At 60.7% G+C, this 21,934-nt stretch carries 21 protein-coding genes and 1 pseudogene; 5 read left to right on the top strand and 17 right to left on the bottom strand.

Annotation, left to right across the window (positions count from 1 at the left end):
• The first annotated feature begins 128 nt into the window (after nucleotides 1-128).
• Together WI754_RS23880 and WI754_RS23875 are read left to right on the top strand one after the other, a co-directional pair.
• Nucleotides 129-1,094: a C-terminal binding protein gene (locus WI754_RS23880; protein ID WP_341487765.1), complete on the top strand. Its 966-nt coding sequence runs from the start codon at nucleotides 129-131 to the stop codon at nucleotides 1,092-1,094.
• Nucleotides 1,095-1,129: 35 nt separating this feature from the next.
• Nucleotides 1,130-2,137, top strand: a complete 1,008-nt coding sequence (locus WI754_RS23875) for an aminoglycoside phosphotransferase family protein (RefSeq protein ID WP_341487764.1) — start codon at nucleotides 1,130-1,132, stop codon at nucleotides 2,135-2,137.
• A 218-nt stretch (nucleotides 2,138-2,355) separates the two neighbouring features.
• Here the strand turns inward: WI754_RS23875 and WI754_RS23870 are convergent, their stop codons facing one another.
• The 10 genes from WI754_RS23870 to WI754_RS23825 form a co-directional block, all read right to left on the bottom strand.
• On the bottom strand, nucleotides 2,356-2,913 hold the full coding sequence (locus WI754_RS23870) for an NAD(P)H-dependent oxidoreductase (RefSeq protein WP_341487763.1): 558 nt from the start codon (nucleotides 2,911-2,913) through the stop codon (nucleotides 2,356-2,358).
• Nucleotides 2,914-2,994: 81 nt separating this feature from the next.
• Nucleotides 2,995-4,116 carry an alcohol dehydrogenase catalytic domain-containing protein gene (locus WI754_RS23865; RefSeq protein WP_341487762.1) on the bottom strand — a complete coding sequence of 374 codons (1,122 nt, stop codon included), beginning with the start codon at nucleotides 4,114-4,116 and terminating at the stop codon, nucleotides 2,995-2,997.
• Nucleotides 4,117-4,231: 115 nt separating this feature from the next.
• A complete protein-coding gene (locus tag WI754_RS23860; RefSeq protein ID WP_349438064.1) occupies nucleotides 4,232-5,368 on the bottom strand; it encodes an amino acid ABC transporter substrate-binding protein in 1,137 nt (378 codons plus the stop codon).
• A 122-nt stretch (nucleotides 5,369-5,490) separates the two neighbouring features.
• Nucleotides 5,491-6,024 carry a carboxymuconolactone decarboxylase family protein gene (locus WI754_RS23855; RefSeq protein WP_341487760.1) on the bottom strand — a complete coding sequence of 178 codons (534 nt, stop codon included), beginning with the start codon at nucleotides 6,022-6,024 and terminating at the stop codon, nucleotides 5,491-5,493.
• A 14-nt stretch (nucleotides 6,025-6,038) separates the two neighbouring features.
• Complete coding sequence (locus tag WI754_RS23850) at nucleotides 6,039-7,040, bottom strand: VOC family protein (protein ID WP_341487759.1); 1,002 nt, start codon at nucleotides 7,038-7,040, stop codon at nucleotides 6,039-6,041.
• 152 nt (nucleotides 7,041-7,192) lie between these two features.
• A complete protein-coding gene (gene eno, locus WI754_RS23845; RefSeq protein WP_341487758.1) occupies nucleotides 7,193-8,503 on the bottom strand; it encodes a phosphopyruvate hydratase in 1,311 nt (436 codons plus the stop codon).
• Nucleotides 8,504-8,546: 43 nt separating this feature from the next.
• Nucleotides 8,547-9,104: a cupin domain-containing protein gene (locus tag WI754_RS23840; RefSeq protein ID WP_341487757.1), complete on the bottom strand. Its 558-nt coding sequence runs from the start codon at nucleotides 9,102-9,104 to the stop codon at nucleotides 8,547-8,549.
• Nucleotides 9,094-9,801 carry an ABC transporter ATP-binding protein gene (locus WI754_RS23835; protein ID WP_341487756.1) on the bottom strand — a complete coding sequence of 236 codons (708 nt, stop codon included), beginning with the start codon at nucleotides 9,799-9,801 and terminating at the stop codon, nucleotides 9,094-9,096. The genes WI754_RS23840 and WI754_RS23835 overlap by 11 nt, the downstream gene beginning before the upstream one ends.
• On the bottom strand, nucleotides 9,791-11,554 hold the full coding sequence (locus WI754_RS23830) for a branched-chain amino acid ABC transporter ATP-binding protein/permease (protein WP_341487755.1): 1,764 nt from the start codon (nucleotides 11,552-11,554) through the stop codon (nucleotides 9,791-9,793). Before WI754_RS23830 ends, WI754_RS23835 begins: the two co-directional genes overlap by 11 nt.
• Nucleotides 11,551-12,396 (bottom strand): branched-chain amino acid ABC transporter permease, encoded by an 846-nt coding sequence (locus WI754_RS23825; protein WP_341487754.1) that lies wholly within the window; start codon nucleotides 12,394-12,396, stop codon nucleotides 11,551-11,553. Before WI754_RS23825 ends, WI754_RS23830 begins: the two co-directional genes overlap by 4 nt.
• A gap of 251 nt (nucleotides 12,397-12,647) precedes the next feature.
• Between WI754_RS23825 and WI754_RS23820 the strand changes: the two genes are divergently transcribed.
• Nucleotides 12,648-13,163 carry a fumarylacetoacetate hydrolase family protein gene (locus WI754_RS23820; protein ID WP_341487753.1) on the top strand — a complete coding sequence of 172 codons (516 nt, stop codon included), beginning with the start codon at nucleotides 12,648-12,650 and terminating at the stop codon, nucleotides 13,161-13,163.
• Nucleotides 13,079-13,438, top strand: a complete 360-nt coding sequence (locus tag WI754_RS23815; protein WP_341487752.1) for a fumarylacetoacetate hydrolase family protein — start codon at nucleotides 13,079-13,081, stop codon at nucleotides 13,436-13,438. The genes WI754_RS23820 and WI754_RS23815 overlap by 85 nt, the downstream gene beginning before the upstream one ends.
• Nucleotides 13,439-13,459: 21 nt before the next feature.
• On the opposite strand, the gene WI754_RS23810 is transcribed toward WI754_RS23815, so the two are convergent.
• From WI754_RS23810 to WI754_RS23790, 5 genes are read right to left on the bottom strand one after another with little or no spacing between them, the layout of a single operon-like run.
• The gene (locus WI754_RS23810) at nucleotides 13,460-14,392 is read right to left on the bottom strand and encodes an electron transfer flavoprotein subunit alpha/FixB family protein (protein ID WP_341487751.1); all 933 of its coding nucleotides are present in this window, start codon (nucleotides 14,390-14,392) and stop codon (nucleotides 13,460-13,462) included.
• A 26-nt stretch (nucleotides 14,393-14,418) separates the two neighbouring features.
• Nucleotides 14,419-15,168 carry an electron transfer flavoprotein subunit beta/FixA family protein gene (locus WI754_RS23805; RefSeq protein WP_341487750.1) on the bottom strand — a complete coding sequence of 250 codons (750 nt, stop codon included), beginning with the start codon at nucleotides 15,166-15,168 and terminating at the stop codon, nucleotides 14,419-14,421.
• Between the two features lie 17 nt (nucleotides 15,169-15,185).
• Nucleotides 15,186-16,061, bottom strand: coding sequence for a 3-hydroxybutyryl-CoA dehydrogenase (locus WI754_RS23800; RefSeq protein WP_341487749.1), 876 nt, complete (start codon nucleotides 16,059-16,061; stop codon nucleotides 15,186-15,188).
• On the bottom strand, nucleotides 16,058-17,233 hold the full coding sequence (locus WI754_RS23795; RefSeq protein ID WP_341487748.1) for a CaiB/BaiF CoA-transferase family protein: 1,176 nt from the start codon (nucleotides 17,231-17,233) through the stop codon (nucleotides 16,058-16,060). The genes WI754_RS23800 and WI754_RS23795 overlap by 4 nt, the downstream gene beginning before the upstream one ends.
• Nucleotides 17,233-18,348 (bottom strand): acyl-CoA dehydrogenase, encoded by a 1,116-nt coding sequence (locus tag WI754_RS23790; RefSeq protein WP_341487984.1) that lies wholly within the window; start codon nucleotides 18,346-18,348, stop codon nucleotides 17,233-17,235. The genes WI754_RS23795 and WI754_RS23790 overlap by 1 nt, the downstream gene beginning before the upstream one ends.
• Nucleotides 18,349-18,580: 232 nt before the next feature.
• On the opposite strand from WI754_RS23790, the gene WI754_RS23785 reads away from it, so the two are divergent.
• A complete protein-coding gene (locus tag WI754_RS23785; RefSeq protein WP_341487983.1) occupies nucleotides 18,581-19,468 on the top strand; it encodes a LysR family transcriptional regulator in 888 nt (295 codons plus the stop codon).
• Between the two features lie 825 nt (nucleotides 19,469-20,293).
• Here WI754_RS23785 and galE read toward each other — a convergent pair.
• Both galE and WI754_RS23775 read right to left on the bottom strand, forming a co-directional pair.
• Nucleotides 20,294-21,280 carry a UDP-glucose 4-epimerase GalE gene (gene galE, locus WI754_RS23780; RefSeq protein WP_341487982.1) on the bottom strand — a complete coding sequence of 329 codons (987 nt, stop codon included), beginning with the start codon at nucleotides 21,278-21,280 and terminating at the stop codon, nucleotides 20,294-20,296.
• A 12-nt stretch (nucleotides 21,281-21,292) separates the two neighbouring features.
• A pseudogene (locus WI754_RS23775) lies at nucleotides 21,293-21,645 on the bottom strand (NAD-dependent epimerase/dehydratase family protein); the annotation flags it as partial.
• Between the last annotated feature and the right edge of the window lie 289 nt (nucleotides 21,646-21,934).

The raw sequence follows: 21,934 nt of genomic DNA, 5'->3' as shown, positions 1-21,934 counted from the left end.
CGCATTCAGATCTCGTATTTCCCCGTAAAGCAAAAGTTCGCAAAGTCCGTACAGTTGCTTGACCGAGTATCGGTATTGCGCTAACGTTAGCACAACTGCTACACATGCTGAAGACGACGGGGGAGGAAATGACGCAAACCGTATTGCTCACCGATTATGCCTGGCCGGACGACCGCATCGAGCGGGCGGTGATTGAGGGTGCAGGCTATCGGCTCATAAGCGGGCCGGCCAATCCTGCTTCTGCCGAACAGATCGAGGCGCTTGCAAGAGAGCATCACCCCTCGGGCATACTGACATGCTGGGCGCAAGTTTCAACGGCCGCCATCGAGGCGGCCCCGGATCTCAAGATTGTCGCCCGACTGGGTGTCGGGCTCGATAACATCGCCGTCGATGCCGCCACGGCACGCGGCATCTGGGTCACGAACGTCCCTGATTATTGCGTGGCGGAGGTTTCCGATCACGCCGTTGGCTTTGCCCTGTGCTGGACGCGTGGCCTCATCCACTTCGATCGCGAGGTGCACCGCGGCCGCTGGGATCCCGCAAGCGCGCGCTTGCGCCGAATATCTGAGCTGACCTGCGGCATCATTGGCTTGGGCCGCATCGGACGAGCAACAGCGACCAAGATGGCCGCCCTTGGCTGCACCGTGGTTGTCCATGATCCCTATGCTTCGGCGAGTGGGACTTCGGGCGTCCGTATGCTGCCGATGGATGAACTGCTCACCAGTAGCGACATCATCGTGGTGCATGCGCCGCTCACGCCCGACACACACCACCTCATCGGCCGAGACGCGCTTTCCAGAATGCGCCACGGCAGCCTTCTCATTAATGTCAGCAGGGGCGCAGTCGTCGACACGCAGGCGGTGATCGAAGCGCTGGAGAGTGGCCAACTGGGCGGTGTGGGGCTCGACGTCCTCGAATCCGAACCCGAGGTGCCGTCACGGCTCCTCGCTCATCCCGGCGCGATGATTACGCCCCACGTTGCCTTTTCATCAGACGCTTCCTTGAATGAGCTCCGCCGTCGCGCCGCCGAGGAAGTCGTGCGCGTACTCTCCGGACAGCTTCCGGAACAGCCCCGGAACCGACCGGCGGTCTAGCCGCCTTCCAGGTGTCCAGACGAACGGAGGACCTCTTGACCGACGCCAAACTATTCGACGAGTTCCTGATAGAGAACCGGTTGCGGTCAGAGGCCGAAACTGCCGACTACCGACCCCTGACGGGCGGAGTGTCCTCTGACATCTATCGGGTCGACCTTCCGGGGCGCTCGCTTTGCATCAAGCGCGCCTTGCCAAAATTGAAGGTAGCCGCCGACTGGCAGGCGCCAGTTTCGCGCAGTTCCTTCGAATGGGGATGGATCAGCTTCGTCGCAAAGCGCTTCCCGAACTACGCTCCCACACCCTTGGCGCACGATCCGCTCTCAGGCGTCTTCGCGATGTCCTTCCTTTCTGCAGGCGACCATCCACTTTGGAAAGCGCAACTCCTCATGGGGCAAGTCGATATCGCCACTGCGGCCGCCGTCGGCCGGGCGACGGCCCAGATACACGCTGCAAGCACGCTGGAGCCGGCTCTCCCTGCCCTTTTCGACTCCGGCGACAACTTCCACGCGCTCCGGCTGGAACCGTATTTGCTTGCCACGGCTCGCGCGCACCCGGAGATCGAGCCGCAGTTGCGCCGACTGGCGGACCGAACGGCTGCGACGAGGCTCGCACTCGTTCATGGCGACGTCAGTCCAAAGAACATTCTCGTCGGACCGGAAGGACCGGTCTTTCTTGATGCCGAATGTGCCTGGTTTGGCGACCCGGCCTTCGATCTAGCCTTCTGCCTAAACCATCTGCTCCTCAAGCGGATCGCAATTCCTGCGAAAGCTGCCGAACTGCGCGCCGCCTTCGACGCCCTCAGTACCGCTTACCTGCGAGGGGTCTCGTGGGAGTCGAGGGGCGCGATCGAGGCACGCGCGGCCGCTCTTTTGCCAGGCCTCTTCCTGGCGAGGATCGACGGAAAGTCGCCGGTCGAGTACATAACCCGCGACGACCAGCGCGAATCCGTCCGCGCGTGCGCCCTCCCATTGATCCGAAATCCAGTCATGCGGCTGGAAGAGGTGGCTGACGCCTGGTTCATGGAGAGCAGCCCGACTGGATGATAGAACCAGTAAGTGCCGGTCATCCAGCATCGACGTGCGAAATCTCCTCTTGAGCATGTGGTTCGCGCCGAGCTCTAGAGAGCGTCGTAGGTGTAAGAAAGCGCAATTGCGCTCCAAATTTGTTCGCGCTTCTCTTGAGCTAGCTAAGAATTGTAGCCCCTGAAGGAACCAGGGGCGCTACTTTCGTTAGTGGTTGGCACCAGCATTGCGGTGCACACTTAGGCCAGCTTTTCGATCCAGGCCCCGAAGGCGCTCAGAAAGGTTCCTAGGAACGCCTTCGTTCCGTCGTTGGAAAAGGAGCCGGCTTCATCGATAAGCTTGTCGGCGCCGCTGAGGTAAACCTCGGGCTGGGGAAGCACGGCGACATTGACGTTGACCAGTACCTGACGGAGGTGGAGCGCTGCGGCAGATCCGCCCAACAGACCTGGTGAAGCGCCCGTAACGGCGCCCGGCTTGTTTTCCCACACGCTTTTCCCGTACGGTCGCGAACCAACCTCTACCGCGTTCTTGAGGGCGGCGGGCAGAGAACGGTTGTACTCCGGCGTGACGAAAAGTACCGCATCGGATCGGTGTACCCTGTCGCGAAACGCCACCCAGGTCGACGGCGGCGTTTCGGTGTCGAGGTCCTGGTTGTAAAGGGGCAAATCGCCGATCGGAAGTATGTCAAGCCGGAGCCCCGCCGGCGCGATTGCCTGCAGCACCTTGGCAAGCTTTAAGTTGATGGATGCCTTGCGCAAACTTCCTACGAGAACGACGACATCTCTTTCTGCGAACATTGTCTGATCCTTATTGCCGCTCATTGATGTACGTGAGGACGGCACCAGCGCGCCGCCCTCGCCTTCGAGAGACCGTCGCCACTAGGCCACGGATGGTGGCACGACGACGTAATTGCTGAAGCCCCCGTCGCGATCGGTCAGGCCGGAAATTGCCTCGTTGACCCTTTCAAGCGGGAAGATCTTGTGCTCGAGATAGGAGAGGTCGAGCGTTCCCGTTCGGACCATCTCGGCCATCTCCTGCCCCTGCGCAGCCGTGAACCAGTTCGACCCAATGAGCTGGATCTGCTCGTCCATCAGCCACTTCACGTCGATCGGCAGGTCTTCGGCAACGCCGCCAACATTGACGACCCGACCGCCCCTGCGTACCCCCTTCATGGAGTCCACCATGGTGGCGGCAGGAGCCTTTGCCCCGAGCGCGCTGATGGCGAAATCGACGCCCTCGCCGCCGGTCAAGGACTTCGCCCATTCGCTCGACGATTTCTCTCCAAGCGACATGATTTCGATGCGGTCCGGCGCAAGCGCTTTAACGCGCTGCAGCAGTTCTTCGTTTCGGCCTGTTCCGAGGATTCGGGACAAGCCCATTGCTAGACCGAGCACCGTGGATGCCACGCCAAGCGTGCCGGTAATGCCATCGATAAGTGCCACCTGCCCCGGTCCGGCATTGGCGTTTTTCAGTGCGCCATAAGATGTGCCGAGATAGCCAAAACGGCCGGCCTGCAGGAAACTCAAATTGTCAGGCAGGTTGACCAGCGCATATTCGGGTGCTGTCATGTATTGGCTGAACCCCCCATAGGGATAGAGATCGAATATGCGCTGACCGTCCCGGCTCGTGCTGAAATAGCCATTCAGTGTAAAGTACCTGCAGTGGCTGCGATGTCCCGATCTGCAAGCCTTGCACGATCCGCAGGAGCGCAACGGGCTGACATATACTCTGTCTCCGGGCTTGACGTTGATGACCGCCTCGCCAACCTCTGCAACCACACCGGCCGGGTCGAGCCCGAAGATCGCAGGAAATTTCGGTATCGGCTGGTGCGGGAACCAGCTCGGCCAATTGTTGATGACGTTGGCCATGTTCGGCACGATGCCGCAGGCCCTGACCTCGACGAGCACGTCCGTCGGTCTCGGCTTCGGCACCGGAATCCGGTCCAACGACATCGGCTGATGCAGGGCATGCAGCCGGGCGGCAATCATTGTCTTTTCCATTGTCTTGTCTCCGGTCCGGGGTGACGGCACGTTGCAGTCGGCCCCGTCTTGATCTGGATCCTCGGGATCAGCAGCGTTCGAGCGGCCTGCTCATGCCGGCGGTCGAGGCGGGCATTCAAGGAGCGACGAACTGCGAGCCTGACGGTCGAAGATCGGCGGGCCACACTGTCACCCATTGCTTGTTCTGCACCTGCTTCAATTTCGTGGAAGCTTTTCCGGCATTGAACTTGCCTTCAAAGGTGCGCGGCCCGAGCGCGGTCTGAACCGTGTTGGCCCGAAGCCATTCGGCCATCGCAGCATCGTCAAGCTTGCCCGCGCCTTCGGCGGCAGCTGCCAGGATCTGCCAGGCCGCATACTCGGCCGCCGCCTGATATTCGGCATGCGGATATGGGAAGCCCACCGCCTTGGCGCGCTCGTTGTAAGCGGCGACGAAGTCGGCCGCACCGGCATTGGCGAGGAAGGGTTCGTGTTCCTCGAACCAGGTCAAGGTGGTCAGCCCCTCGGCGTGTGGGTGCGCGGCTGTCGGGCCTGGCGCCGGGAACAGATAGAAGTGGCGCTTCGGCTTGTATTCGATCCTGGCCATGGCATCCAGAAGCTGGACTGCCTCCATGCCGACCGCCCCGGACCACAGAATATCTGGGTCCGCTGCCTTAATGCGGTTGGCGATCGCGCCGAGGTCTTTGGTGCCGAACTCGTATTCCAGGGAGAGCACCGTCTCCAGGCCTCGCGCGGCTGCAACCTCCTGCCCGCCCTTGGCGATCGTCAGCGCCGAGGGGAACTTGCTGGTGACGAACGCGATCGTCTTCGGCGGGGTAGCCATGCCAGCATAGGCATCGAGCAGAACCTCGGTGTCTGTGATCTGCGGTTCGGCGCCAATCGGCAACGCCGGAAACTGCATGTCGTAGGGAGCAAGACTTGGGTCGCCGAGACTGCTTTGGACAAGCAGCTTGTTGTAGCGCTGCGCCACACCCATCGCGGCAATGATTGAGGAGGTGCCGTAAGGGCCCATCAGCAGATCGACATTGTCGGCAGTCACGAGGCGTTCATAGAGCGTTCGCGCGTTCGCGGGCTGCGACTGATCGTCCAGCAGGACATACTCCAACTTACGCCCGAGAATGCCGCCGCGCGCGTTCACCCGTTCCACGAACACCTCCGCGGCCAGCTTGTGGATCGCGCCGACGCCCGCGAGGGGCCCGGTTAGCGGTAAGGTGCCGCCGACGCGGATCGGCGCATCCTGCGCCAGCACAGGCATCCCGAGCGACACGGCGAGAAGTGTCGCGGAGGCAAGCAGTGTCCTCCGGCTCAATATAAAGCTATACGCAGTCATCTCTTCCTCCCTTGATAATAAATCGTGAACGTCCTCCGGCTCCGATGTCAGCGGTATCCTTCCTCCAGATCGATCTTCAGAGCCCCCATTATCCGGACGCCCGAATTGTACCAGGCGACGTTCATCGCCAGTTCGACCATTTCCGTTTCGGAGAGAACGGCCGCAGCCAGATCCCAAATGTTCTGGTCAACATCGACGTTGCGCGTCGAGTCCTTCGCAAAAGCCATGACTGCGCGCTCCTCCTCATTGAATAGGTCGGAAGTCTCGAAGTCGGATATCGCGGCCAGCTGCGCTTCACTGATCCCCGCCTTCAGCCCATGCGAATGATGATGAGCGATCTCGTATTCCGACTTCGTGCAATGGCCGACGGTCAGGATGGCCAGTTCCCGCAGCTTCGCGCTGAGCCCTGACGCGCGGATCGAATTGGCGTAAGTCAGAAAGCCATCCAGAATGGCGGGCGTGTTGGCAAGCGCCAGAAAGATGTTGGCGGTCGGCACTTTTCTCTCCCGCTGGAGGCGTTCGAACAGCGCCGGGTTGTCGTCTTTGATTTCCGATGTGGGGATGTAGCGGACGCGCGCCATAGATCTTCCTCTGGTTATTTGGACAAAAGTGCGTGGACGTATTTCTCGAGCGTCATCGGGTCTGGCATGATTGCAGGTTCGATGAGGGGAACGCCTGTAAACTCGCTGGCCTCGAAGTACCATTTCGCCGGTGCCGGCAGGCCCCAATGAACGTTGGTGCTGAGGGAGGCCGCCTCCCAGCGTATAGGCTCGAGTTCGATGTCAATGGTCGTGTAATGGTTATTGAAGAATTCGACCCGGTGGCCGTCGGGGTCACGCAGATAGACGAACAGGACACCCGAGGGCCCGTGTCGGCCCGGCCCGCGTTCGACGCCGGCGGCATAACCCTGGCGGCTCGCACAATCGCAGGCCGCGAAGATATCGCGACTTTCGGGCACCGTGAACGCAAAGTGATGCAGACGCGGGCCGGTCCCCGGCACGAGCGCCAGGTCGAGGCAAACGCCCTTGCGATAGAGGAAGTTGGCAAGCAGCGTGTCCCCGGCTGTGATGTATTCCGAGGTCCGGAAACCAAGGTCTGCATAGAAGGCGCTAAGGGCCATTGGATCGGACACGATGAGCTGACAGTGATCCAGCCCCTGGGCGCGGGCGCCCCGGTGTGTATGCACCTCCAGATACTGGCGCGCGCAGACCACCATGCTTGCGCACAACTCTATCCGCGTCCCTTCGGGATCGCTGACGAGCAGCGTGCGCCCCTGATGCGGCACCTCGATCCATTCGGCCGGTAGCTCCCTTCTCAGGAAGAAATCCGACGCGGCGTCAAGATCTTCTTCCAGGAAGACCCGGTAGCCGATCCGCCTGCAAGCGGGCCGGCCGTTGGCAGGGGCAAGGACGAGACTGTGGTGGCAGGCCTCCGACAAGCCGCGGAGGTATGAAACGCCGGACTCGAAGCTGCTTTCCACAAGTCCGGCAACATTAATGTAGAAGTCCCTGCTCCTTTCGACATCCTCCACTTCGAGCACGACGTGGCTGAAGCGGGTGATGTTGAACGGCGGTTTCAGATCGACTTTTGGAAGCATTTCGGCCTCTCCATTGCTAACGTTAGCATTGCTCTGAGGAGCTGATGTGTCAAGAGAATTTCCGAGCTATTTTGCCGTTAGGCATTCCCAACTCCCCAGACTGGAGCTAAGCGAAGACGCATTGACGCTAACGTTTGCGCATCGCTGCCTGCTCATGCTATGGCTGCCTCTATCGTTTGCCGTCTGGCGCCGAGGCCGGACCAGCCCGCAAACTCAGCAATCCCGTGAAGCGATTCCTCGATACGCAGAACCTCGTTCCACTTCGCCATACGTTCCGAGCGCGAAAACGAGCCGACCTTGAGCTGCCCGGCATCCCAGCCGACCGCGAGATGCGCGATGGTGACGTCCTCGGTCTCCCCGGAACGCGCGGATACGATCGTGCCGAACCCTGCCCGCTTGCCGGTTTCCAAGGCGTCATGGGCCTCGGTGATCGTTCCCGCCTGGTTGGGTTTGATCAGCACCGCATTCGCGCTCCCGTCGCGCACCGCGGCCGCGACACGGACAGCACTGGTCACGAGGAAGTCGTCGCCAATGATCTGGCAGCGCTCTCCGAAACGCTTCGTAAAGGCGCGGAAGCCCTCCTCGTCATCTTCTGCGAGCGGGTCCTCGATCGAGACGATCGGATAGGCGTCGAGCCATCGCCCGAGCATGTCGATCATCTGGCCGGTGTCGAGGCTGCGATCCTCCAGTGCGAGCGTGTATCGGCCGTTCTTGCCGAATTCGGACGCGGCGATATCGAGTGAGATGACGACCTGGCCTCCCGGTTTCAGGCCGGCTGTTTCAATCGCGCGGACGAGCGTGTCCAGGGCTTCTTCGTTGTTGGCGAAGGCTGGCCAATATCCGCCCTCGTCGGCCACACCCTGCAGCTTTCCTGCCTTCTTCATCAGGCTACCGGCCGCATGATAGACCTCTGCCGTCCATTCCAGGGCCTCCGCGAAGCTGCCCGCCGACGGGCACATGACCATGAAGTCCTGCACGTCCACTCGCCGAGCGGCGTGGGCGCCGCCCCCAAAGATCTGGATCTCCGGCAGAGGAATGCGGACCTTGCGGGCGCCGGCGAGATGTTTCCAGATAGGTTGCCCTTCAGCCGCAGCCGCCGCGTGGAGCACTGCCATCGAGGTGGCAACCGATGCGTTGCCCCCCAGCCGGCTTCGGTTGGGCGTTCCGTCTAGCGCAATCAGTGCGTTGTCGATCCCTGCCTGATCCCGCGCATCCTTCCCGCGCAGATGTTCGGCGATCTCACCGTTCACGGCACTCAGGGCACGGCTGATGCCCATACCCAAAAGGGCGTCTCCGCCGTCGCGCAGGTCCAGCGCTTCGCCACTGCCTGTCGACGCGCCGGCAGGTGCAATCGCCCGCCCAAGGGCACCGCAGGCAAGCATTACCTCGACTTCGACCGTCGGCCTGCCGCGCGAGTCCCAGACGCGGCGGCCCTGTACTTTTTTGATGGTTGTTTCGCTCATGTTCCCATTATCCGGTTGGAGAGAAGGTTACCGGCCCAGCCGGCTAGGCGCCTACCAGTACGACGGCGAAGGTCGCTTGCCGGTCACGCTTGTTGCGCCAGGCGTGGCGGGTCCCGTTTTGGACAAAAACATCGAAAGGCTTGAGGCACGTCTCCACGCCGTTCTCGAGCTCCAGCCATATCTCGCCGTCAAGGACGATGCCGTAGTCGATGGTCGGTGTCCGGTGCTTGCCATCCGGCTCAAAGCGTTCGGCGAGCCCTGGACTTAACGCTAGGTTTTCCGCCGCTGCCGCTTGGGGATCGAAATCGGGCGACTGGAATACCGAGTCCGGCGGGAAGGTCAGTACCAACATGCGCGTCTCGCCAGGCGCCGGCACGAAATTCGTGACAGTATGTGTCGGGTCGTCGCCGTCAAAAGGAACGGTGCTTCCGCGAGTGGTCGCCCAGATCATGCGCGAGACCAGGCCGGGAATGGACCTGAACACGTCGGTACGAGGCGGAGGAGCGTCGAGCACAATCACGGCCGCGCCGGAGGTATCATTGCCGGTGACGACCCGGCGGATTTGCGTGGGAACGCCCGGTCCATCGTTGTCAGATGCCAAGATATGCCTCCCTTATGCGCGGATCGTTGATCAACCTTTCGGGCTTCCCGGAGGCGACGACGCGGCCCTGTTCGATGACATAGGCGTGATGGGCGATCTCGAGTGCCTTGTTGATATTCTGCTCGACCAGCAGCACGGAGACGCCACGCTCGTTGATCATCCCGATGATACCGAACATCTCATCGACGATCGCCGGCGAAAGTCCCAGCGAGGGTTCGTCCATCAACAACACCCGAGGTCGAGCCATCAGCCCGCGGCCAATCGCCACCATTTGCTGTTGACCGCCGGACAGCGAACCGGAAGCCTGATGCTGCCTGTCCTTGAGGATGGGGAAGAGCGAAAAAACCTCGTCCAAGGCCAATCCCCGCTCCGCATGCGCCGCTCTCCGGTAACTGCCCAAAAGCAGGTTGTCGATCACACTCATCTGCGTGAAAAGCCGTCGGCCTTCCGGTACGATCGCGATCCCGTGGTCGCAAACGCGGTGGCTGGGGATACGCGAAATATCGGCGCCGTCGATTGCGATGGTGCCCCTTCTTGGGCGCAGAATCCCTGCAATGGTATTGACGAGCGTGCTCTTGCCCGCGCCATTCGGTCCAACGACCGATACGATCTGGCCGGAGCCGATTTCGATCGACGCACCCCAGAGCGCCGTCGCATCGCCGTAGCCGACTTCAATGTCCTTGACTTCAAGCAGCATGTCCCGCTCCCAGATATACGCCGATGACCTCGGGGTTTCTCATCGTTTCGGCAGGGTTGCCGAGCGCCAGAAGCCTGCCCTGGTCGAGTACGGCGATGCGGTCGGCCAGCGCGACGACGGCCCGCATCAGGTGTTCAACGAAAACCACGGTCGTCCCGGCCTGCCTGATCCTCTTGATCATCTCGACCGCATGATCGACTTCCGCCGGGTTCAAACCACACAACACCTCATCGAGCAGCAACAGACGCGGGCGTGCGGCAAGCGCTCGGGCAAACTCGACGAACTTTCGGTCATGCAGGTTCAACGCCTCGGGCAAAAGGTCGGCCTTCGCGGTCAGCCCCGTGAAAGCAAGGCACTTTCGCGCGGTAAGTTCGGGGTCATCGGCAGACAAATCCGGGCCGTTTCCGAATTCCGCGCAGAGCTGCACGTTTTCAAGGACCGAGAGATTGTTGAACAGTCGTGGGATCTGGTAGGTCCGGGCAATGCCCATCTCGGCGATCCGATGTGGCGAAAGGCCGTCGATCGGTTTGCCATCCAGCATGATGGAGCCCCCACTCAGCCGGAAGTGGCCGCTGATCATGTTGATCAGCGTGGATTTGCCCGAGCCGTTTGGGCCGACAAGCGCAAGGATCTCGCCTTCCTTCACGTCGAGCGTCACCCCATTGAGCGCCCGTATCCCGCCGAAGGATTTCGAGACGTCGCTGCACGCCAGAAGGACGCGGTTCGCCTGTCCTTTCGGCCTCGTTGTGACGGCCAACACCTTGCCGAAATCCCGAGTGTCGACTTCAGCGCCACCTGCGCGTCGGTTCACCTGGCGCTCCCCGAATTTCCGTAGCAGCCCCGAAACGATGCCGGAGGGCAGCGTCAGGATCACGACGATCAGGGCGAGGGCGACCCCGGCCCGGCCAAGCTCCGCGTGAGAACCGCTGACGATGGAACTCTGAAGAACGGTAATGAGAGCCGCCCCGACTGCCGGGCCAGCCCAATGGCGCGCACCGCCGAGGATGCTCATCAGCACGACATAGAGGGGCACGGTCACAGCGAAGGTCTCGCCGACGGTGACGTAGCCGACATAGACCGCATGAATGCCGCCCATCGCACCCGCAATCGCCGAGGAGATTGCGAAGGACATGAGCTTGTAGCGAAACGTCGGTACGCCCTTCACTTCGGCCACGTCTTCGTCATCATGGATGGCGAGCAACCCTTGGCCGAACCGGCTATGCGAGATGAGATAGGATACCGCGACTGCAAGGACGGCCGCCGCCAGCCCCAGAAGATAAAGCGATCCTGACGTAGTCGCCCCGATCATCGGAATCGCGACGCCGCTCAGAAAGACGCCCGTACCGGAATCGATCGCCGTGTTCGAGATAATGGCGGCAACGACAAAGGTCACTGAGAGCGTCAAGAGTGCGAAGAACTCACCCCGCAGTGATCGGGAGCGGAACACCACCACCCCCACAAGAAGCGCGAGGCCTGCGGCAACCGACGCTGCCGCTGGCAGCGTCAGCAGGAAAGGCACATTGTACCAACCGGCAAGCGTGGCGGTGGTATAGACCCCGACGCCGAAGAACGCTGCGTGCCCAAAGCTCCAGTAACCGGTATAGCCGCTCAGGATTCCCCAGCTCGTGGCCAGGGTGATCCAGAAGAAGACGATATAAAGATAGGAGAGATAGTAGTCCGCGACGCCGAGATACGGCAGAGCGACCAGCAGGGCCAGCGGAAGGGCCGCAACAACGGCAGGCTTCTTGGTCATAGGACGGGCCTCCGCAAGAGCATGATGATAAGGATGCTGAAGGCTACCAGCGGTGCCCAGGCCGGATTGATGACCGCCATCGTCAGCGATTCCGCCAATCCAACGAGAACGCCTGCGCCAATCGCGCCGATGGGATTGCCGAGGCCACCTATGATCGCGACCGCGAAGACCACACCGATCCACCCTTCGATCTGCGACGGCGCGAGAGTGGAAATCAACGCGATGAACACGCCGGCGACGCCGGCCGAGGCCGAACAGAGTCCCGCCAGCACATAGGCGACCCGCGTCGAGTTAACCCCGAAGGCCGAGGCGATCGGCGCATCGTGCGCTGCAGCGCGCAAAGCCTTGCCTAGCATGGTCCTATTGAGGGCAAGCCACGCCGCGACGGCCAGCAACAGGGCACAGACGAAGGCAATACAATCGAGTGTTGGCAAGAAGATCGGCCCGAGACGCAATGTCGACTGCGCATAAGGCGTCTCGTAGCGCAAGTAGTCGGCGGACCAGACCCATTGGATCAGCGACTCGATCAAGATCGTGATGCCGAAAGTGACCAGCAGCGAGGCGAATTCCTTCACCTTGAACCGCACGAACAGAGCATGGAGGCCGACCCCAAGAAGGAAGAACAGCGGCACGATCAAAAGGCCACTAAACAGGGCCGGCACGCCATAGGCCGTACCCAACTGGTAGGTCAGGTAGGCTCCCAAAAAGGCGAGCGCGAAATGGCTGAGGTTGACGAGCTTCAACAGACCCCAGCTCAGGCTGAGGCCCATTGCCAGAAGGCCATAGATGCCTCCGAGCAACACGCCGCCGGCGGCCGATTGCAAAAGGAGCGTGGCATTCATTGCACACCCCCTTTCAGTTTGCAGGGCGACGAAGCGAGCGTTCGACGCCCGCCCGTTTTCAGTTTTCCAATTCGCAATGCCTCCTCCTGCATTTGCGCTAACGTTAGCATTAGGTTCTCATTGACTTTAAGTTTTGTCAACTAAAAATCTCGACCAAATTCCGCTAACAGCGCAAGGACCCGCCCCGCTTCCTAGTTGACGCCCGTGATATCAGTGCGCTAACGTTGGCAAAACTACGGAGGACTAAAGCAATGAAGATTGTTCGCTATTTGCATGGCGGCCGCGCCTACTATGGCGTTTTGGGGGATGATGGGACCATCGAACGCATTGACGGGGCGCCTTTCGACGGCATCCGACGCACAGGCGAGCGCGATGATATCGCCTCAGTGAAGATACTCTCTCCCGTCGAGCGCCCCCGGATCTTCGGCGTGGCTTACAACTACAGGGCTCATACTGACGAGACCGGGAAGGAGCAGCCGAGCATTCCGGTTCTTTTCATGAAACCGAGTACTGCTGCGATCGGACAGGGCGACGCGGTGAAATATCCCAGCGGTGCAGAGATCGTTCACTATGAAGGCGAACTCGTTGTCGTTATCGGAAAGCAGGCCCGTCACCTTGCGGTCGAATCGGCCCTCGATTGCGTGCTCGGCTATTGCTGCGGAACGATATCAGTGACCGGGTTGTGCAGAGGCAGGAGAGCAAGTTCGGCTGCCTTCTCGCGGGCAAGGGCTATGACACATTTGCCCCGCTTGGACCTGCCATTGTGACAGATCTCGACCCAACCAACCTGGAGGTCATCACGCGCCAAAACGGCGTGGTCAGGCAGTCGGGAAACACGCGCGACCTCGTCTTCACAGTGGCCGAGATCATCAGCTATCTCAGCCGTTTCATGACGTTGCTTCCTGGTGACGTGATCATGACAGGAACGCCGGCGGGCGTTGGGCCGATCGCCGTCGGTGATCAGCTGGAGGTCGAAATTCCAGGTATCGGAATCCTTCGAAATCCCGTTGCTTCAGAAAACGCAATAACCGAAGCGGTCTAAGCCGCCCCCTATTGCGCGTGCTCAGACTTGTCGGCTGAGCTCCGGCAGGATGTCGAAGAGGTCGCCGACGAGGCCGTAGTCAGCGACCTGGAAGATCGGGGCTTCCTCGTCCTTGTTGATGGCGACGATGACCTTCGAATCCTTCATGCCGGCGAGGTGCTGGATGGCGCCGGAGATGCCGACCGCGATGTAGAGCTGCGGCGCCACGACCTTGCCGGTCTGGCCGACCTGCCAGTCGTTCGGGGCGTAGCCGGCATCAACCGCGGCACGGCTTGCGCCGACGGCGGCACCGAGCTTGTCGGCGACCGGCAGGATGACCTGCTGGAACTTTTCCGACGAGCCGAGCGCCCGGCCGCCGGAGATGATGATCTTGGCCGAGGTCAGCTCCGGTCGATCGGACGAGGACAGCGCATCGGAAACAAACGAAGAAAGTTGAGCGCCGACCGCCACTGCGGCGTTAATAACAGTGGCGGCCGGCTCCCCTTCCAACGCGCTAGCGAAGGATGCGGTACGAACGGTGATCACCTTCTTGGCCTCGCTCGTCTGCACCGTCTGGATGGCATTGCCGGCATAGATCGGCCGCCGATAAGTGTCGGCCGAGACGACCTCGGTGATTTCCGAAATCTGGGCGATGTCCAAGAGGGCGGCGACCCGCGGCAGCACGTTCTTGCCGACCGAGGTCGCGGCCGAAATGATCGTGTCGTAGCTGCCTGCCAGCGACACGATCAGCGCCGCCAAGGGCTCGGCGAGGTTGTTGGCAAGGCTTGCGTCATCGGCCAGCAGCACCTTGGAAACGCCGGAGAGTTTTGCCGCCTGTTCGGCCGCGGCCTTGGCGCCCGAACCGGCGACCAGCACATGCACGTCGCCGCCAATCTTGGCGGCGGCCGTCAGCGCCTTGGCGGTCTGGTCGGACAGGGTTGCGTTGTCGTGATCTGCCAGAAGAAGAATGGCCATGATGTTAGTCTCCCTTTTCCTGGACCTTAGAGAACGCCGGCTTCGTTTTTGAGCCTGTCGACCAGTTCGGCGACCGACTTGACCTTGATGCCGGCCTTGCGACCACCCGGCTCCTCGGTCTTCAGCACTTTCAGGCGCGGGCTCGTATCGACGCCGAAATCGGCCGGTGTCTTCTTGTCGAGCGGCTTCTTCTTGGCCTTCATGATGTTCGGCAGCGAGGCGTAGCGAGGCTCGTTGAGGCGCAGGTCGGTGGTGACAACTGCTGGAAGTTTGATCTCGATGGTCTGCAGGCCGCCGTCGACTTCGCGGGTCACTTGCGCCTTGCCGTCGCCGATCTCGACCTTGGAGGCAAACGTGCCCTGCGCCCAGCCGAGCAGCGCCGACAGCATCTGGCCGGTCTGGTTCGAATCGTCGTCGATCGCCTGCTTGCCGACGATGATCAGGCCGGGCTGTTCGGCTTCGGCCACACCCTTGATGATCTTGGCAACGGCGAGCGGCTCGACCGCATCGTCGGTCTCGACCAGGATCGCCCGATCCGCACCCATGGCAAGCGCCGTACGCAGGGTTTCCTCGGCCTTGGCCGGACCAACGGAAACGACCACCACTTCCGAGACCTTGCCGGCTTCCTTCAGCCTGAGCGCCTCTTCGACCGAGATCTCGTCGAACGGGTTCATCGACATCTTCACATTGGCAAGCTCGACACCGGAACCATCCGGCTTGACGCGGATCTTCACGTTGTAGTCGACGACCCGTTTCACCGTAACTAAGATTTTCATGGTGGCCTCCTACTGGGTCAGCGGGTTGGGACCGGCACTTTGCCGCGATAGTCGTAGAAGCCTCTTCCTGCCTTCCGGCCAAGCCACCCCGCTTCGACATATTTGACCAGCAGCGGGCAAGGCCGGTACTTGGTATCGGCGAGCCCCTCGTGCAGGACGTTCATGATGGCAAGGCAGGTATCGAGGCCGATGAAGTCGGCCAGTTCCAGCGGTCCCATTGGGTGGTTTGCGCCAAGCTTCATGCTTAGGTCGATATCGATGACCGAGCCCACGCCCTCGTAGAGTGTGTAGACAGCCTCGTTGATCGTCGGGATCAGGATCCGATTAACTATGAAGGCCGGAAAGTCCTCCGCCACTACCGCTGTCTTGCCGAGCCTTTGAACGACCGCGCTTACAGCTTCGAAGGTTTCGCTGCTTGTCGCGATCCCACGGATGAGCTCGACGAGCTGCATGACGGAAACCGGATTCATGAAATGCAATCCGATGAACTGTTCGGGCCGCTCTGTGCGCCCGGCGAGCCGCGTGATCGAGATCGACGACGTGTTCGAGGCGAGGATCGTTTCCGGTTTCAGGTGCGGGATGAGATCGCCGAATATCTTCAGCTTGACCGCCTCCCTCTCCGTCGCCGCCTCGATGATGAGATCGCTCGTGCCGAGTTCGGGCAGGTTCACGGTTGTCCGGATCCGTCCAAGGGCGTGCGCCCTCTCCTCGGCCACAATCGCTCCGCGCGCTACCTGCCGGTCCATGTTCTCGCTGATTTTCTGAACCGCGGCGCCAAGTCCTTCCGCGTGGACATCCATCAGTGTGACGTCGTATCCGGCAAGCGCAAGCACATGGGCGATACCGCTGCCCATCTGCCCGGCGCCAACCACCCCAACAGTTTGGATCGTCATCTCTTCTCTTCCCTGGCCTTATTGGAGAACGCCCAGCTCCCAGCACCCAGAATCGGCGCGGCCCGTTCGAGCGCGAGGGGGCTGCGTGACAGGAGTATGGGCGTCCTCAAGCCAGGCCATCCCTCGGGATCGATGCGAAGCTCCCGTGCCTGGATCTGCGGATCATTGATCGCTTCGGCCACCGTGTTGATCGGCCCCCCGGGAACCCCCACCTTCTCGAGGTGGGCGATCATCTCCGCCTTCGGTCTTTGTCTGGTCTTTTCCCCAATAAGGGCGCAGAGCGCTTTGCGGTTCTCCACACGCGCCGGATTCGTTGCGTAGGCCGGATCGTCGGCGAGATCCTCAAGTCCAAGGACCCCGCACAGGCTTGAGAACTGTCGGTCGTTGCCACAAGCGATGATCAGATGCCCGTCGGCTGTCGGAAAAACCTGATAGGGTACGATATTGGGATGAGCGTTGCCCATGCGACGAGGCACTTTGCCGCCGGCAAGATAGTTCATCGCCTGATTGGCGAGAACGGCAACGCCGACGTCAAGCAGCGCCAGATCGACGTGCTGGCCAAGGCCCGATCGTTCACGCTCGGCAAGTGCTGCCTGAATGCCGATGACGCCGTAAAGTCCGGTGAAAATGTCGGTCCAGGCAACGCCCACTTTCTGAGGTTCACTGTCCGGCTCACCGGTCAGGTCCATGATCCCGCACATGCCCTGTATCAGGAAATCGTATCCAGGATTTTGCGCGCGCGGGCCCGACTGACCAAAACCAGTGACCGAGGCATAGACGATCCGTGCATTGAGTGCGGCAACACTGTCATAGTCGAGCCCGAATTTTTTCAAACCCCCGACCTTGAAGTTCTCGACCACGACATCCGCTTCCGCGAGCAAGGCCCTGACGCGGTCTAGATCCCCCGGATTGCCGAAGTCGCAGGTGACTGACGTCTTGCCGCGGTTTGCCGCGTGGAAATAGGCCGCCACCTTTTCGGTGCCGCCCCTGCCGTCGGGCCGCTCGATAAAGGGCGGTCCCCATGTGCGGGTATCGTCGCCTTGCGGGCTTTCGACTTTGATCACTTCGGCGCCGAGATCGGCGAGCGTCTGGCCGATCCAGGGACCAGCCAGAATGCGGGCAAGCTCGACGACCTTCAGGCCGGCCAACGGGGCGCTGTTCGAACCGCTCATCAGAAGAATGCCTGAATGCCGGTCTGGGCGCGGCCGAGGATCAGCGCATGGACGTCATGCGTGCCTTCGTAAGTGTTGACCGTTTCTAGGTTCTGCGCGTGGCGCATCACGTGATATTCGATCTGGATGCCGTTGCCGCCATGCATGTCGCGGGCGTGGCGGGCGATGTCGAGCGCCTTGCCGCAATTGTTGCGCTTGACGAGCGAGATCATTTCAGGCGCCATCTTGTGCTCGTCGAGCAGCCGGCCGACGCGCAACGAACCCTGCAGGCCGAGCGTGATTTCCGTCTGCATGTCAGCAAGCTTCTTCTGGTAGAGCTGGGTGCCGGCCAGCGGCTTGCCGAACTGGATGCGGTCGAGGCCATATTGGCGGGCACGGTGCCAGCAATCCTCGGCGGCACCGAGCACGCCCCAGGAAATGCCGTACCGGGCGCGGTTCAGGCAGCCGAACGGCCCCTTGAGGCCCGACACATTCGGCAGCAGCGTATCTTCTCCGACTTCGACGCCGTCGAGCACGATCTCGCCGGTGATCGAGGCGCGCAGCGAGAGCTTGCCGCCGATCTTCGGGGCGGAAAGGCCCTTCATGCCCTTTTCGAGAACAAAGCCGCGGATCTGGCCGTCATGGGCTTCCGACTTGGCCCAGACGACGAACACATCGGCGATCGGCGCGTTCGAAATCCACATCTTCGAGCCGCGCAGGCGGTAGCCGCCGGAAATCTTCTCGGCGCGGGTCTTCATCGAACCCGGATCGGAGCCGGCATCCGGCTCGGTGAGGCCGAAGCAGCCGATCAGCTCGCCCGAGACCAGGCCCGGCAGATATTTGTCGCGCTGCTCTTCCGAGCCATAGGCATGGATCGGATAGATGACGAGCGAGGACTGCACGCTCATCATCGAGCGATAGCCCGAGTCGACGCGCTCGACCTCACGGGCCACGAGCCCGTAGGAAACGTAATTGGCAGCGGCGGCACCATATTTCTCCGGCAGCGTCACGCCCAGAAGGCCGGCCTTGCCCATCAGCTTGAACAGGCCGGGATCGGTCTTTTCTTCGAGATAGGCTTCCTGAACGTGCGGCGAGAGTTCTGCTTCGGCAAAGGCCCTGGCGGCGTCGCGGATCATGCGCTCCTCCTCCGAGAGCTGATCTTCGAGCAGGAAGGGATCATCCCAAGCGAATGCGCTGCCTTGGGATGGGATCACGGAGGTGGCACGGGCTGGATCTGCGGTCACGGATTTTTCCTCGAGTGAAGAATGAAATCGAATACCTGAGTGGCGTTCCATGTAGATAGCGTTTGTTGTTCTGGAGAAATAACCCTATTTTGGGCTATATTCATTCATGGAATACATAGGTGAGATGCGCCCGCGCCGGTTCCTTCCGTCCATCAGCCTCTTGTCGGCCTTCGAGGCCGTTTTGCGAACCGGCTCCATCTCGGCGGCGGCGCGAGAAGTCAATCTGACGCAAAGCACCGTCAGCCGCCTCGTTCAGAACCTGGAGGAGCAGTTGGGAAGGCCGCTTTTCGAGCGCCATAGGCAGCGGCTCATTCCGACTGAAGCCGCCCAAGCCTATGGGCGGGACGTGACCCGGGCGCTCGATCTCATTCAACGCAGCAGCATGGAGTTTTCAGCCAACCCTGGCGGCGGCGCCCTGTCGCTCGCAATCCTGCCAGCCTTCGGCACGCGGTGGCTGGCGCCGCGCCTCGGCAAGTTTCTCACCAAGCACCCCGGCGTGACGATCAACCTCGCGACACGCCTCAAGCGATTCAATTTTGCCGCCGAGGGTTTCGACGCAGCAATTCATTTCGGAGCGGACGATTGGCGCGACGCAGGGCACATGAAACTGTTCGAGGAAGCTTTGACTGCCTGCATCTCTCCGGCGCTCCTAGCCGAACACCCGGTTCGCACCGTTCATGACATGGTGGGTCTGCCGCTGTTGCAGCTGGAGACAAGATCGAATGCATGGAGAATGTGGTTTGCCGCACAAGGCGCTGAGTCGCCAAGCGTAACTGGAATGTTGCTCGACCAGTTCGCAACGATGACACAAGCCGCTATTGCGGGGCTCGGAATAGCCCTGCTTCCGGACTATCTCGCCGATATCGAGATCGAGGAGAAGCGCCTTGTGCCACTTCTCAAACGGTCGGTTCCCGGTTCCGGCTCCTATTGGCTGGTGTGGCCCCGGTCGCGGGCCAACTATCCGCCGCTGGAAGCATTCCGCACCTGGCTTGCTGCAGTGGTCTCGTCCTAAGGCGTTCTACTGTTTGGCCCCGCGCGCAGCTCTGTTGCGCCTATGAGCCGACCACAGGGAGAGGAATGGGCTTTCTGCTATCCGCATCATCGGGATGTGCGTTCGCAATTTGTAGGGAAAGGCATCAATGCTTGCGGCTTTTCCGGTCCTTGAATGCTAATCCGGACCCAAACAAACCTCATCCTTGTCCATCTGCACTCCGGGAAACCTGGAAAGCTCCTCTACCAGTTTCACCCACCCTTCGGCCGGTATCTTATCGAGATTAAGTTGCTTAAATTTCACGGCCGGCAGCTCCGCCGCGCCGGGCAGCCCCAGCTTCTCCCAATCAGGCGTACCCTTCTTGAATCCTACCAGAAGTCGCGATGGGCATGCGGCATGCCGCCAACGAGCTTTTTAACCAGCTGCTCACGTGCCGTCAGCAGCGCCTCAAGGGCGACATCATCGACGGTCATGCCATCAAAGTTCCGCTCCAACTCAGCCGCGATATCTTTGGGACCTGAAGCGAGCACTTCGGCAATCGGCCTGCCATGGCTGATCAGATAAACGATGAACGCCTGCCTCAGCTCATCCGTGGACCGTCGTACTGATGGATGACCGCGCGCGGTACTTGGCAGCGCTGGAGAGTGAGCGTGGAATGAACATCAAACCTTTCGCGACGTTCCTCGTGGAACGGCTGGCTTGGCCGATGGAGAGGGCTGCTTAATCATCAAGGACCGTCCGGGAAGCCTGAACAATCCGTTGAGGCGCATGCGGCTCCAACAGATTGACGCCCCACGGTCAGAAATGGTCCCGGGCCGCCTGTCTCGTCGACGGCGCAAAGGCGGGTCACGGCCGTACCTCCAATCCGAAGGAGGGCGCAGCAGTTCGCACGATGGTTTCGAGATCAGAATATTCGGGCTGGAACCCAAGCGTCCGATGGGCAAGACTGGCGTCCGCATACAGAGCCGGCTGATCGCCTTCACGGCGCGGGCCGATCGCGATGGGGACATTTTGCCCGGTAACCTGACTGATTGCTCTCAAGACTTCCCTGATGGAAGAGCCGCGCCCGGTGCCCAAATTAAGAGCCACGTTCTCGCCGCCCTTTTCGAGATGTCTATACGCGAGCACGTGGGCGCGCGCGAGGTCGGCAACGTGAACATAATCGCGTATGCAGGTTCCATCCGCCGTTTGGTAGTCGTCACCGAATACCTTCAAGCGCAGAATCTTGCCTGCCGCAGCCAGCAATGCCCGAGGAATCAGATGGGTTTCCGGTTCGTGCCATTCGCTGAGATCCCCCTCCGGATCGGCGCCGCAGGCGTTGAAGTAGCGAAGCGCCACATAGCGCAGACCGAAGGCGGCGGCGTAGTCGGCAAGCATGTGCTCGGCGATCAGTTTTGTCCTGCCGTAAGGGTTGACCGGGACCTGTGGCGTCGCCTCGTCGATGGGCAGCGTCGCTGGTACGCCGTAGGTTGCGCAGCTTGATGAAAGGATGATCTTGTCGAGCCCCGCGTGCCGGCAGGCGTCGAGAAGCGACTGCGTTCCGCAGACATTGTTGCGATAATATTTTGCGGGGTCGGCCACGGATTCACCGACATAGGCCGAAGCGGCGAAATGGATGACGGCGACCGGCTTGTACTGCTCGATGATCTGGATCAGGTGGGGAGTGTCGAGGACATCTCCCCGAACGAACGGCCCCCAGCGCACCGATGAAAAATTTCCAGTCGTCAGGTTGTCATAGACAACCGGTTCAAGACCATCCAGACGCAGCAGCTTTGCCGTGTGGCTGCCGATGTAGCCGGCACCACCTGTAACGAGAACACGCGGCGTAACCATTTCAACCTCCCTCAATGTCTCAGCCTGGTGGTGCGGCGGCGATGCCGGACAGGCGAGGTTGTCGATTTCGTGGACGTCGAGTTCGATCGGCTCGACGATGTGGTGGGCAATGACACAGAACGAATCAGGGCGCTTCAATTGCTCGATTTTGCGCCTTAGCCTGTCGAGAAATTGTCGATACACATAACCTGGTGCCCTGCACCAAGACGTTGTCCGCAAAGATACGATCCGAGAAGGCCTGCACCACCGGCGACAAGAATTCGTTTCCGATTTTCTTGTCGCCGGGGTACATTATTTTCACTCTGGATTGCCCCTGATGAATAGTTGACGCCATTGATACGCAGATACTTCACGACAACCGCCATCAATCCATTGCGAACCTGCCTTCCGCCCTGAAGACAGCTATAAATAGGTCATTGAAAAAGAAATACTTTAAACATCTTTTAGATGGCTCTATATATTCTTCCGCAACAACCACGTTTTATTTAATACAAAACTCAAGCGCGAATGTCGTTATCATCGCATCCTGATATTTATCGTCCCGTGCATTTCTACTTCAAATGGAGTACAACTGGTTTCTGATACGGGCGTAGGCCGGACACCGCTGCGCCAGAACAAGGGATCGCCGGCAATTCTTCATGGCTTGAGCGATCA

It is taken from the genome of Pararhizobium sp. A13, assembly GCF_040126305.1.
GTDB lineage: Bacteria > Pseudomonadota > Alphaproteobacteria > Rhizobiales > Rhizobiaceae > Pararhizobium.
This window is presented reverse-complemented; position numbering and strand designations above follow the sequence as displayed.